This window comes from Adhaeribacter radiodurans, assembly GCF_014075995.1.
Taxonomy (GTDB): Bacteria; Bacteroidota; Bacteroidia; order Cytophagales; family Hymenobacteraceae; genus Adhaeribacter; species Adhaeribacter radiodurans.
On record NZ_CP055153.1, the window covers coordinates 2,089,831 to 2,103,048 of the forward strand.

14 protein-coding genes and 2 pseudogenes are annotated in these 13,218 nt (G+C 37.3%); 4 read left to right on the top strand and 12 right to left on the bottom strand.

Annotated features, from left to right (window positions below):
• Positions 1-153: 153 nt before the first annotated feature.
• The 12 genes from HUW48_RS08690 to HUW48_RS08745 form a co-directional block, all read right to left on the bottom strand.
• On the bottom strand, positions 154-804 hold the full coding sequence (locus tag HUW48_RS08690; protein ID WP_182415305.1) for a hypothetical protein: 651 nt from the start codon (positions 802-804) through the stop codon (positions 154-156).
• 245 nt (positions 805-1,049) lie between these two features.
• Entirely contained in the window at positions 1,050-1,667 is a 618-nt protein-coding gene (locus HUW48_RS08695; protein ID WP_182415306.1) for a hypothetical protein, read from the bottom strand.
• A 21-nt stretch (positions 1,668-1,688) separates the two neighbouring features.
• A complete protein-coding gene (locus tag HUW48_RS08700; protein ID WP_182415307.1) occupies positions 1,689-1,880 on the bottom strand; it encodes a hypothetical protein in 192 nt (63 codons plus the stop codon).
• A 4-nt stretch (positions 1,881-1,884) separates the two neighbouring features.
• Positions 1,885-2,220, bottom strand: a complete 336-nt coding sequence (locus tag HUW48_RS08705) for a hypothetical protein (protein WP_182415308.1) — start codon at positions 2,218-2,220, stop codon at positions 1,885-1,887.
• Positions 2,204-2,524 carry a hypothetical protein gene (locus HUW48_RS08710; RefSeq protein WP_182415309.1) on the bottom strand — a complete coding sequence of 107 codons (321 nt, stop codon included), beginning with the start codon at positions 2,522-2,524 and terminating at the stop codon, positions 2,204-2,206. The genes HUW48_RS08705 and HUW48_RS08710 overlap by 17 nt, the downstream gene beginning before the upstream one ends.
• A gap of 134 nt (positions 2,525-2,658) precedes the next feature.
• Positions 2,659-4,026 carry a DUF6965 family protein gene (locus HUW48_RS08715; protein ID WP_182415310.1) on the bottom strand — a complete coding sequence of 456 codons (1,368 nt, stop codon included), beginning with the start codon at positions 4,024-4,026 and terminating at the stop codon, positions 2,659-2,661.
• Positions 4,027-4,137: 111 nt separating this feature from the next.
• Positions 4,138-5,646 carry a DNA primase family protein gene (locus HUW48_RS08720; protein ID WP_182415311.1) on the bottom strand — a complete coding sequence of 503 codons (1,509 nt, stop codon included), beginning with the start codon at positions 5,644-5,646 and terminating at the stop codon, positions 4,138-4,140.
• Positions 5,639-5,857 (bottom strand): hypothetical protein, encoded by a 219-nt coding sequence (locus HUW48_RS08725; protein ID WP_182415312.1) that lies wholly within the window; start codon positions 5,855-5,857, stop codon positions 5,639-5,641. The genes HUW48_RS08720 and HUW48_RS08725 overlap by 8 nt, the downstream gene beginning before the upstream one ends.
• A 4-nt stretch (positions 5,858-5,861) precedes the next feature.
• The gene (locus tag HUW48_RS08730; protein WP_182415313.1) at positions 5,862-6,221 is read right to left on the bottom strand and encodes a helix-turn-helix domain-containing protein; all 360 of its coding nucleotides are present in this window, start codon (positions 6,219-6,221) and stop codon (positions 5,862-5,864) included.
• 107 nt (positions 6,222-6,328) lie between these two features.
• On the bottom strand, positions 6,329-7,156 hold the full coding sequence (locus tag HUW48_RS08735) for a hypothetical protein (RefSeq protein ID WP_182415314.1): 828 nt from the start codon (positions 7,154-7,156) through the stop codon (positions 6,329-6,331).
• A gap of 36 nt (positions 7,157-7,192) precedes the next feature.
• Complete coding sequence (locus HUW48_RS08740) at positions 7,193-8,419, bottom strand: site-specific integrase (protein WP_182415315.1); 1,227 nt, start codon at positions 8,417-8,419, stop codon at positions 7,193-7,195.
• A gap of 434 nt (positions 8,420-8,853) precedes the next feature.
• Complete coding sequence (locus HUW48_RS08745; RefSeq protein ID WP_182415316.1) at positions 8,854-9,291, bottom strand: transposase; 438 nt, start codon at positions 9,289-9,291, stop codon at positions 8,854-8,856.
• 493 nt (positions 9,292-9,784) lie between these two features.
• On the opposite strand from HUW48_RS08745, the pseudogene HUW48_RS08750 reads away from it, so the two are divergent.
• From HUW48_RS08750 to HUW48_RS26995, 4 genes and pseudogenes are all read left to right on the top strand, one after another.
• Positions 9,785-10,688: pseudogene (locus HUW48_RS08750) on the top strand (IS982 family transposase).
• A 199-nt stretch (positions 10,689-10,887) separates the two neighbouring features.
• Entirely contained in the window at positions 10,888-11,241 is a 354-nt protein-coding gene (locus tag HUW48_RS26740; RefSeq protein WP_220464048.1) for a DUF885 family protein, read from the top strand.
• A 221-nt stretch (positions 11,242-11,462) separates the two neighbouring features.
• Positions 11,463-12,518: pseudogene (locus HUW48_RS26990) on the top strand (DUF885 domain-containing protein).
• Between the two features lie 133 nt (positions 12,519-12,651).
• Complete coding sequence (locus HUW48_RS26995; RefSeq protein WP_246343789.1) at positions 12,652-13,140, top strand: transposase; 489 nt, start codon at positions 12,652-12,654, stop codon at positions 13,138-13,140.
• Positions 13,141-13,218: the final 78 nt, after the last annotated feature.

Here is a 13,218-nt window from a genome sequence, read left to right on the forward strand (position 1 = left end):
ACTGTAAGTTGGCTAAACTCCTTAATACCTTTATAATTCTTAATATTTCTTTTTTATTTTTTATACTCATTACTATAATAGACTAATAAGTGCTTTAAGGCTTTTTAACTATAGTTACAGCAAGTTAATTATTCAAATTGGTATAATTGGAAATCAACTATAATTTTCTACTGCTTTGTAAGCTTTTTCTATAAAGTCCATTGTATTATCCACATATTTTCTTTTGCTACCACTTATGGAGTTATAAAAGTAACTTGCCTCCGTTTTTACATCGTTTATGTCTTTTTTCATTAAGTCAACAAGGTATGCAACCCAGTTAAGATGGTAATGATAAGATGCACCTCCTTTAAATGAATTCTTATAGTTAAGCCATCTTATACTTTCATGAAATTCACGGCCAAGAATTTTCTTATGTTTCATCATTAATTCAAAACTATGATGAAGAACCACAGAATAAACATCCATTTCTTCTTGCAGTAAATAAGCATCTATCAAAGGTTGCCCGAAGAATAATGAGTTATCGAAATCCGCAGTAAACTTGCCTTGGCTAATACAGCCTTTTATAGGAATTCCACCTTTCAAACAACTATCTATAAATAAAGCTGATTGAATCATTATATGATTCCCATCGTCAATTGTACTTCCATTTGTAATAAAAATAATAGAGTCAGAAAAAACAGTTGTTTTAAGAATAGATTTTCTATATCTACTATTGTCTGAAGCCTTCACCCTGGTTACAAGTCCTTGTAGTTTTTTTAGTATTGTTGAATGTTCATTTGTAGCTACTAGATTCTTAAAGCCCATTATATCATAGAACCCAACAAATCAGTTACATGTTTTTTTTCAATTATTTTTCATTTTTTGTATTAGCTATAAATACCAAATAAATGGCGTAATTCTTACCTACCTTAGTTTAACCATTAACCTAAATCTGGTAAGTAAGCATAAAGCACGGAGGTTTAAGGTATTATATGAAAAGTTTAGGTTAAATATTGATTAATCTTATTTAGCACCAATTATTATTTTAAATAGTACCGTTTTAAATAAATTCACCCAATATAAATAACTTCTTCTTCCTCTCTCTCTAGGAAAAGAGCAATTATTTTTTCTTTAGGTATTTCTAACTCCATAATAGTTTTCTCCTTATCCTGCGTGGCAATATTTCTCCAATAGTCATCCCTAAAAAACTCAGCTACTTTAAGATTTAATGTCCAACTCACTCCATAATCACCAGACAGTTTTTCTTCTACCGTCATTGCTCTATAGATTTTCAACGTATCAGGTAATGCTAAAAGGATTGCTTTTTCCTCTTCATTCATTAACACATCTCTATTAGGTCGCTTGGATCTAAAAGCTCTTCTAACAAAATCCCTTAAGTGATATAGGTTATCAGAAGAAGTATAGGCTGACTTTAACCCATACCAAAATAAATAACTACTAATATTAGGCTCATTATTATTAATTCCTCCGACTATATCTATAAAAGCATCAAATCGGGTAAAACTATCTACTCCTATACCGAAAAGTAATGAATCTATTTTTTCGGGGGTTTTTATAACCGCTCTCCTTCTTGCCCTTCTTGCTTTAATTACTATTTTCTTATATTCCTGCTTTAGGTTTTCGTCTTCCTCCGGCGTTAGTTCTCTACATAAATTTGTAATTTCCATTAATTATTTAGGTTTTTAAGTTTAAAAATTTTCTTCTAACTCCTTATTTATTTTATCGTATTCAGCTTTCGTCATTCGAGTAACTTGAACAAATCTATCCGGGTATCTGGCCTTAAAATTTTTTATATAAGCATCTACTTCGTGATGGAGAAATGTTTTTTGGGTTTGTAAAACCAAAGTTTCGGATTCTGATTCAACTAGAATTAAATCCATTATCTTAAAGAATCGGCCTATTGGCTGGCCAGACAGTATAGCTTGTAGAGCTTCTATCTTTTGTTTTCTGTTCATCTGCTTGTGTTTTTAAATAGGCAGGAATATCTGTTCCGATTGGGTAGCATACTATAACAGTGGAGATAAAACCTGGTGGAAATAAACCTTTATCTTTGTCTATTTCTTCCTTAGTTACTGGTTTACCAGAAGTATCGTAGTACTTATCCGTTCCATATTCATTATGAAAGGTCTTGATGGGAGGCAAACCATATTTTAGGATGCGTAACAGCCGCAAGTCTTTTTGCAAAATAGCATCAATAACTTGCTTACGGTTCAGGCTCATTATCTTCTGGGTTTAGAATTTTGTCAATTAATTCATCCAATTGCCTATCATTTAAATTATCTAACTTATTCGTTACAATACTATTATGTTCTATTGCTTTTAGGCTGGGTAAACTGTATTGCATCAGTTTTACATAAAAATCCAATTTTTCCTTGGGCTTAACCTTACCAAAATCTTCCTGTATTTGGTCAAAGTTATCATCCAGGAACGCAGTAATTCTTTCCCGCATCCCCTTCGTGGTTTTATTAGACGAACCAAGTGGTCGGCCATTAGGATTATTTGTTTGTCCTTCTTTTAATGGCATATCTGTTTATTTTTGTTGTTTACAAAAGAGTTATTTATAATAATATCCTTAGCATCTGGGTGGTACCTTAAAATGCTATTCTATAAGGCTTATAATTTTCTTTTCCGTATGATTAATTTTATTGGCTCATTCATTTATTCCCGGTTGGATGTTAAAACCTGTTTAAGTGATTGTAGTCGGTTTAAATAGGGTAAAAAAGCCCGTTTACCTTCGTTTGCCTTTACAGTAGCTAAATGCCCGGAAAGGAATAAAGAAACATTTACTATGGTGGTGGCTTGGTTTAGTTTTACTGATTGGTTGGTTAGTTGAATCCCAGAAAAATAAGATTCCAGTTCGATAATGTTCCAATCAATATCAAGTTCTTTTAAGGGTATTTTATTACTTGATGTGCAATAGTTTTCCTGTGTACTCGCGTAATTAGCATTTTTTTCCAGGTATTCGACTGATGATAATTGTTCTGGTGGGCTTTGGTCTTCTAAATTTATAATCGTAGGTGTTGGTTCATTAGGTAGGTCCCTAAATTTTCCTAAATCATATTTTATCAGGTAATCAGCTATATCCATGGATTGTTGCCGTTCTACTTCTGAAGCATAAACCTCTAATAGATCCGAAACAATAAACTGGGTTCCGGGAATCAGTTTGGAAAGTTCTTTAGCCTTACTGTCCCAATTATTAAAAACGTTTAGGTCGGGAAACAGGCAAACTTTACGTCCGGCTAAAATTTGGCACTTATCAGCATTCAGATTAGATAAACTACCAACGGCAAGCCAGATAAATTCAGGTAAATATAAGCTAGCAATAATGGCTGTTTTTTCACTCTCTACTAATGCGACGGATTTAATATTATCTTTTAGCAGATGAGTGCCAAAGTAGCATTGCTTTAACTCAAATTCAGGCAGTTTCATAGCTTTATGTGCCCAAGTAATATGATTGAATGGTTCCTTCATTCTTCTACCGGAGGTGGGATCGTAAAGCATTATTTTACCCGTCCTTACTTTACCGTGTACATCAATCTGCCAAAATATAGTCGCTCCCGGATCACTTTTATAACCCGGAAAATCCTTGCTGCTAAACAGGTACTTAGAAGTTCCTATCTGATACTGTTCTATTACTGGTTTAATAATTTCAGAACCAAACACATCTGTTAACCATTTTACAAAATTGTTTTGGTGGTACCTGGTTTGGCTTTGTTTAACCATCTGATATGGAATATAGGAGGGTGCTGGGTTAGTAGCAGGCTTACACTTATTTATTCCCTTAATAGGTTGCCATAGATTAGTAAAATCGCCACGTTCCTGTTGGCTTATCATTTTCGCGTATCCATTCGAATATGGGTTAAGATAGTACCCGCATTTTTCTTCTCGATCGCATCGGCCATACTGTGCCGGCAATGGCTCGGAGGTAATTATATCTAAATAAAGCACAAAGGTTTTTCTGCCACAATCTGGGCACCAGTGCTTTTTGCTCCCTGGCTGTAAAATATAGCGGTGTATGGAAGTCATGGTTTGAAAGTTGAGTTTTTTCGAGAAAAAAGAATTTGTTTTTAGCCTTGCACTATCTACACCCTCTACACTTAAATAAAATATAGGTGTAGTAGGTGTATCTAGTGTAGCTTAAAAATTATCTTTTTTTTCTATTGAAATTTTCATTCCGTAATTCTGCCTTATAATTTGATACCCTATTGCTTTTAACCTCTTACTAAAAGTTACACTTTGCACTTTTATAAAACCACAGTCTAAGCAATAGCTTTTATATTCATTATAAAGGTCTTTAAAGGCCTTGCTTTGGGTAAGAGAGATGGAATATTGTTCTTCCTCTAAGAACATCTTAACGCTATCGGATTCTGTTTTATATTGTTCCCTGGCTATATGAGAGGCTTCGCAATGAGTAAATTGCTTCTGTTGGAGCAGTCGGTTTAGTCCTTCCAGTACCCAATTAAAAACGCCTGAAATCTCACCTTCAATGATTTTAATATGTAGCTGCTTATCCTGTTCCGCTTCAGGGATGGTAACATCAAAAGGAATAATCAGGAACCGTCTGAAAAAAGCATCTGATTGCTCCACGTCCCTCGGTAATTCGTTGACATTAAAAATTAACCGGGCATAATCCGAAATCTGCATCGGATTCCCGTAGGGCAATCTCGCAGAAACGGTTTCTCCAGATGCTAGTTGTTTAAAGATTGCTGCCTGAAGTTTACCACTTATTTCGCTAGCATAATTCACCCGTTTATTGGCGATCATGGCTCGGTAGTAACCATTTTCGTTAGTAAGGTCTTGTAAGGAGTATTGGGAAATATTTTCGTTTCCTAACATAGCCTTTACTACTTCATGGAACACTGATTTTCCGTTGGCTCCCGTACCATACAGGAATAAAACTTTTTCCTCTTTTATCGTACCGTTTTTGATAAATACATAACCTAAATATTCTGATAGTACCTTTTGTCTCTGTTTGTCGGGTAATACCTTACTCAAGTAGGTTTCGAACAATGATGCTTTAGCTTCAGGATTATATTCAAAAGGTAATTGATAGGTGAGAAAGTCAGTTTTATCAAAATCTCTTAATCGCGTTCCCTTCGGTGTAACTTCAAAGGTTCCGTTGAGCAGGTTTATTAAAACAACATCTTTGGACTGTTCGGGAGTAGGAAGGTAGGCTGTTGCCAAAAATTGTTTAAAGAGGTGTTCCCTAAATTGGTAAAATTGGGCCGAGAATTTAGTAACCCCCATTTTTTCGGCTGCTTCCCCTAAGAACTTTTGAAAGGCTTCTTTGTCTATAACTGCCCAATAGGCACCATTGTACAAGTAAATGAAGTCTAGATTTTTACACAACCCCCACTTATTCTCTTCCGCAACTTTAAGTACGTTATTTATAGATAAGACTAAAAGATGTTTTGTGTTGAGCTTTAACTTTTCTAGTTGCTTTATTATTTCTTTTGCTTCATTACTGCCAGATTCAGCAATCTCTAAATTTTCCCTTAGCTGCAAAACTTGGGGAAAAGCGAGTGCTTCGAAATCTAATGGTTTGAATTGCTTAAGAAGTTGAGTTAGAATTTCAGTGTGGCTTAAGGGCTTAGCTTGTTTAACCAACTGCTCAACATGCTTAATAATGGTTTCCGGGTTAACCATTTTGTTGCCCCTCCCTGGCTTTGAATTCAGCCATTTGCAGAAAGAGTTCGAAACGGGATATCCCAAAACGATCAGCCGCAATGGATAATGCCTCGCTACCCAAGGGGGCACATAATTGACTGCAAGCCTTTAAAAAATGTACTATTTTGTTATCTTTGTCTTGTTCATTAAACAAAGAATATTCAGGCTTAAGATTATGTCTTCGCTCCATGATCTTAAGCTTTATTATTTTTGGAAGTTTGAATAAATGCCTCTGCTTCGGCTTCAATCTCTAAAATGGTTTTGCGGGTCTGGGAGCTTAACCATTGGTCAATTTCAGATTTTCGGAACGCTAAACGCTTTCCTATTTTTTTATGAGGTATTTCTCGGTTGTGTACTTTGCTGTAAATGGTTGTCTTAGCAGGGTTGCCGGGTAAATACGCACAAAGTTCATCAATAGTGAACCAATGGTCAGCTACAGGTTGAAGAGTGTTGTTTTTTTGAAGTACTAGCTGTTTAAGGTCTTCTAACTCAATAAATAATTGAGTAACAGCTTTAGGTAGTTGTTCAAAGGTTACTACAGGTCCATGTTTCATTACAGTTATTATTTAGGTTAATAATACTGCAATGGTATTATGATATTAAGGAGTTATTTTTTTACAGGCAAAACGGGCAAAAAGAAAGGCAAAGCGGGCAAGAAATACTACCATTTTTCTTTTGTTCTGCCCGGTTTAAAAAATGTAGGAATAGTTTTAGCATCCCAATTATCAAAGCAATCGGTAAATAAATTGATGAATCTGTTTTTTTTATTCATGGGATATGCATACTGCGAAACAGCCAAGTCAAACAATTCATAAAACCTTTTTATTATAAATCCTTTTTCTGTAGTCGTACAATTTATCTTTTGCATTGGTTGGTTGGCATCATTTAAAAACCCTTTTTTTAAAAAAGAAAGAAGCTGTTCATTGGTCAGGAATACTTCGCCGTTTTTGCTTTTCTTTTTAGTCATTATCTCAAAATGTTTTATAACACCCTCCATAGGTAACCCTTTCCAAAATTGATTTTCGGCACCCCTAATTTCTAAAAGAATTTCATCATAATTAGTTTCTGGTTGTTCTATGGATAAGCTTAGTTGTGCATTTGGTTTTAATATAAGCCTTTTTTTAATAGATGGTAAAGTTACATTTACTACTTTTATTAAAGCTTTACAACGATGAATCAAATCCTTGACCCAAATCTCGTATTGACCATAAATTTCATCTGAAACCCGCCAGTCAAGTGTAGTATTATTTTTGATTAGAAAGAGCTCGTGTTTAGCAACAACTTGTTTTAATTCACGCTTTTTACTTTTTAAAGCTTCAATATCACTTCCTTTATTGTTAATTATATCGTAAGCCTTTTCATAAACAGTTTCAGTCAAATCCTTTGTTTTAAAAAAATGTTGATAATTTTCTGCCTTTGTTAACCCTGTATACATTATTAATTCTGATTCCTCCGCAGGTAAATCGTCTCCATTATATGTTTTGTCCATTTGTTCTATTTTGCTATTCGGTTAAGTTCTTGTATTTTAAAGTAAATTTTCAGCAGCAGTATCTAAAATAGAATTTTCAAAGCTTTTTAGATAAACTTGGGTAATGGCTTCACTAGCATGGCCAAGGGATTCGCTTATTATAGCTGTTCCTACGCCACTTTTCTTTAGCACTGTCGCAAAGGTATGCCTAGCTACGTAAGTAGTCAGAGGAGTAGAGATCCCAGCTAAATCCCCTATATTTTTAAGTTCTCTATTTACCTGGCCTATAACTTTCGTAATTCGGTTATCAATCTGAGTAGGAGTAATGTGCCTAGTTTTATCGAGGATAGGGAAAATGTAGTTTTCCGGAGTAGCTCCTGTAATAGGCTGCCAATGCTCTATAATCCTTTGGGCAGGCTCAAGTAATTTAAAATTTAGTTCTTTTCCGGTCTTACTTCGATTGTAAATTAACCGGCCAGCTACAATATCCTTCCATTTTAGATTAGCTATATCAATAAAGTTAATTCCGGAGCCGTAATAACTAAATAGGAAATATTGCCTAGCGGTAAAAGATAAACTTTTTTCAGGCAGATGTAAGGCTTCAATGTTTTTTATTTCCTCCTTTGAGATTGCTCTTTTTCGGGTACTCGTATCGAATTTAGAAATTTGAAATACTTTAAAGGGGTAATCCTGGAGCCTAGCTGCATTTTCTTTTATAGCTCTATTGTAAATGGCTCGTAATGTCCGGAAATAAACGGATAAGGAAGTATCTGTTAAATTATTACCTCTTAAGTATGTTTCGTATTTAATAAGGAAAGAATAATCTAACTCGAAGAAAGTAAGATCCTGATTTTTTGTAAATGCTCGAATGGAACGGTAGCTATCTTTATAAGTATTAGCGTTTCCAATCTGCTTAGAGGTAAAGAGCCTATCTATTGTTTCCTGGTAAAAGCTGAATACAGTTACCTTCCTAACTCTCCTTTCTATTCCTTCGATTAGAGAGGCAGGAGTAAATTCACGTTCTACGGACTTTAATTCTAATGCCTTATCGTTATACTCGCTTAATTTTTTATTGATTATGCTTTCGAGTAGAGCCCGTTTAGGATGGTTTTTTTTGGGTTCGTTTTTTTCGAAGTTCCAGTATTTAGCGGAGCAGGATATACCTAAAGATTTGTAGCTTACTTTCCGGTTTTTCGTAACCCTTAACATTAACGGGTGTTCTCCATTAGAAAGCAGTTTAGATTTATAAAGGATTACAGCGACGGTAGTATTAATGTCTTTCATTGATCTAGTTTAAACACTGGTTTAAACATTGGTTTAAACAAATGTACCAAAACAATGCAAAACAAACAAATAATAAACAGATAGTAATTGTGGTAAAATTGTTAAATTACAGCGTTTTAGGTAAGAAAACAGATACTATTTATAAATAAATAATACTACTAAGTTACTGCCTTCTAAGCAGTAGGTCTTTGGTTCGAATCCAAACGGGATCACATTCATTGTGAGGCACTTACATGAAGGAATTCGGTAAGTGCTTTTTTGTTTGCACACAATTTGGATACAATTTACTTGTTTGCGAATCAGATAAAAATATTGTGTGATATCAGGTCCCTCCCAATTAAACTACCAAATTGAACACTTTCATTTTAAAAATTATAAACATTTGAAGGATAGCTTTTAGCCTTTATTCTAATGTTCTTGGGTATAGAACCTGTTTAGAGTTTTAGAGTTTTATTAATTTTTCGGATGAAAAGGACCATAAAAGCTAAAAGGTGCAGGTTGACCCAATGGATGGCTTTGGTTTCAAACCGGATGAGTAAAGCTTTAAAACTATCTAACCAGGCAATGGCTCTTTCAATCGTGTTCCTTCTTTTAAATAGTTGCTCCTCAAAATAAAGAGAATCATCTGATGGTTCTCCATTTCTGGGATTAAAAGCATTATTAGCTTCTATTTTCCTATCGGCACACAAACTTCTAAACCCATCTGAGTCAAAGCCGGCATCGGCCTTTAAAAATAAGCCCTCTGTTTCAATCCCTGCTTCTTTTAGCAAATTACACAGTTCTGTAAATACAAGCCCTATATCATATAAATAGTGATGAACACCTGCTTCAGGCTGACTACACCCGAGCATTTGTCCCTTTTTATCGGCCAAAACAGGCTGTTGCAGGTAGTAGCCGCTTTCCTGGTTTAATAACTAATGCTTTCTCCTCCATTCTGGCAGACCGTCTGACTACCATATACTTGTACACTTGATAAGTCTGGCAATCGGCGTTGGCTTTTTAGAAGGCATACCCAGGCCCTAGTCAAACTGCCCTCATTTGCCCATTTCTGAAAATGGTGGTATACTCCCTGCCAACTGAGCCATGGGGTGGTGAAAACCGCTTATAAAGATAGCTCCCGCCATTGACACCCTGATTTTTATTTTCTCAGGCATGCCGTCTTATAATACTAAAAAGGGAGTTTGATTGAGGAGATGTTCCATTAATATAGCTTCCAATAAAAAGGAAACTAGGTAATTATTAATAGAATAGTTTAGTTAGGTACTACTATAACGTGAACTTGGGAAATAAGGGCAATAGGTAAAAACCATAAGGCTGTAGGTTAGGTAGAAATAATACCACATGTTTCACCTCACCGCCAGCCTTATGTTTGTGATAGATAGTACTAAAATAATTGAAGTGTTTTGCTTCCTTGATGATTTCTGCAAAGAAGTTGCTGCTTATTATGCTACTCATCCCCTTCCTGCCGGTTTAACACCGCGGCATCCCGCAGGCAGAAAAGCTTCTCTATCCGAGAGTGAAGTACTCACCATTCTGGTACTTTACCATTTATCAGGCTTTAAGTGCTTCGAGTACTTCTATGAACGACTGCTCTTACAGCAGCTCAAGAGCTTCTTTCCCCAAGCTGTTTCTTATACCCAGTTCCTGTGCCTGTCCCGTCAAGCTTGTTTCCACATGCTGTTGCTGGCACAATACCGTTGCAGCCTTTCTGAGCACACCCAACACTATTACATTGATTCTAAGAAGCTGCCGGTTTGTAACAACCACCGCATCCACAGCCATCGGGTCTTTGTAGACTTAGCCCAGCGGGGCAAGTCCTCTACCGGTTGGTTTTATGGCTTTAAGCTACATCTAGTAACAAACCAGCAGGGACAACTCATCCGCTTTCTGCTTACCCCAGCCAATGTGGCGGATAATAACAAGCAGGTGCTTGGGTACTTGTTAGCTGATTTAAAAGGTAAGTGTTACGGCGATAAAGGCTATCTGACTTCCCTACTGGAAGAGTTGCTGGAAAAAAGGCTTGCACTTGGTTACTAAAGTCCGAAAAAACATGAAAAACATGCTGCTGAGACTGCCAGATAAACTCGGCCTAATGAAAAGAGGAACCATAGAAGCAGTCAATGATATTCTGATTAGGGTCTGTGACATTGACCATACCCGTCATCGGAATCCGCTTAATGCCCTGGTTCAGATTTTCTCCATACTAACTGCTTACTCCTTTCTGGATCATAACAATCCCAAATTTAAACGACTTAGAACCATTGCCTAATTCCCGAGTTAACGTTACTATAATTATATATCTTACAGAATAATAGTACTCCTATGAAATACTTTTCCTTGATGCTCCTGGTTCTACTTCTATTCGTCTATCCTGATCTCCGAGCGCAAACAACCGCAAAAGAAAATAATCAAGAACTGGACAAATTATTTGCCTCCTTTAGTGAAGAAGAAGTAAAGCTTTTTCCTATCTGGCCACCTTTCGAGGCGACAACCGCTATAATGATTTATTACCCGCTGAATTCACGGAGAGTTATCGAGTTAAGCTGAAAACCTTTTATACTCATTATCTAACTGCCTTGATTCAATTCAAAAGAGCGGACCTGAATGAAAATGATCGGCTTAGCTATGATATATTTAAATGGCGCCTTAACATGAATGTAGAAGGGCTGATGCGAAAGGATAACCGCCTACCCTTTAACCAGTTTGTTTTTAGCCTTCCTTTACAGTTTGCGCAATTGGGCAGTGGAACAGGAATACAACCTTTTAAATCCGTTCAGGATTACCAGAACTGGATAAGCCGCGCTACCGCTTTTTCTGCCTGAGCCGACAGTGCCATAGTTTATTTTAGAAAAGGGATGGCCGAGGGCATTGTGCTGCCCAAAACATTAGTGACCAAGATAATTCCGCAATTGAAAGTTTTGTCACGACCGACGCCAATAAAAGTGTATTTTATGGTCCTATTACTAATTTACCCAAGGATTTCAGTGCTGCCGAAAAGCAGTAACTAACCACTGCTTATGTAAAACTGATTAACGAGCAGCTCGTGCCGGCTTATAAAAAACTCCATGATTTTTTACAAAATGAGTATCTGCCGAAAGCAAGAACCACCAGTGGTTTAAGCACTTTACCCGGTGGCGCTGCCTGGTACAATTACCAGGTACGCTTGATGACCACTACTACTAAATCGGCCGATGAAGTGTATAACACGGGTCTTTCGGAAGTAAAAAGAATCCGAGCCGAGATGGAGAAAGTCAAAAACGCGGTGGGCTTTAAAGGTGATTTGAAGGCCTTTTTTGAACACCTGCGCACTGACCCTAAATTCTTCCCCTATAAAACCCCGGAGGAAGTATTAACCGCTTACCGGGTTATTCAGCAGAAGATTGACCCTAACCTGTCCAAAATGTTTCGGCAAACGCCTAAAACTTCTTTTGAAATTCGGTAGACAGAAGCCTTCCGGGCAGCCTCCGCTGCGGCGCAGTATAATGCTGGTTTAGCTGATGGAAGCCGCCCAGGTATATTTTACGTTCCGATTGTAGATGCTACGAAAGAAAGTTATGCCCGGGAAAGCCTTTTTATTCATGAAGCTATTCCGGAGCATCATTACCAGGTAATGTTGCAGCGGGAAAATGAAAGCTTACCAGATTTTAGACGCTTTGGCGGTTTTGTTGCTTATAATGAAGGCTGGGGATTGTATAGTGAAAGTTTAGGGAATGAATTAGGCTTGTATACGGACCCTTATCAGCAGATAGGCGCTCTGGGAGATGAAATCCAACGGGCCATCCGGCTGGTAGTGGACCCGGGTCTGCATACCAAAAGCTGGACCAGAGAAAAGGCGATTAGCTATATGCTGGAAAATGCCCCCATATCGGAGCAATTCGCTACGGCGGAAATTGAAAGATACATGGCTCTGCCGGGCCAAGCCCTTGCATACAAGGTTGGGGAACTGAAACTGCAGGAACTAAGAAAGAAATATACCAAACAATTAGGGCAGGCTTTTAATCTGGCCGACTTTCATGAGCTAGTATTGAAAGATGGCAGTATGCCCCTGGATATACTGGAACAAAAAATGGATGTATGGGCAAAGCGGCAAAAGAAATAAGTTTTAATTCTTTTTTCTCTATCTAGTCCTAGCGTAGATTAACAGAAAACGTCTCGTAAAACGGTCGTGGCTGTTGCACAACTAACTTGATGAATCTAGCCGTTAAAGAAAGATAGGCCTAGATTGTTGGAGTATGCAAGGCAAGAAGGTTTTTGCGGATGAGAAGGAGCTTCTCTTTTCGCTTTCGGCTCATGTGCCGGAGCACAACTTTTACCGTCAGCTGAAACAGCAACTTGATCTGGATTTTCTCTATGATCTTACCCAACCCTACTATGGTCGGTGTGGTCAGCAATCCATTGATCCGGTGGTTTTCTTTAAGCTGTGCCTGATTGGCTATCTGGAGAACATTGTCAGTGACAGGAAGCTGATTGAACATTGTTCCATGAGGCTGGACCTGCTCTATTTTCTAGGGTATCAGATAGATGAGCCTCTGCCCTGGCATTCTACTGTTAGTCGTACCCGGCAACTTTACCCCGAGACTCTTTTCGAGACGTTGTTTTATAAAATCTTTAGTATGTGTGTTGAGAAAGGCATGGTAGCCGGTCATACTCTGGGCGGTCGACTCAGCTCCTGTTCCGGCAAATGCTTCGATGGACAGCTTACTTTTGAAGCAGTCAGCTGAATCACTAAAGTTACATCTGAACTTGGTAAACACTAATAATTGTCCAACTAGTACTGAGCAAGCCAAGAAGGGTTACGC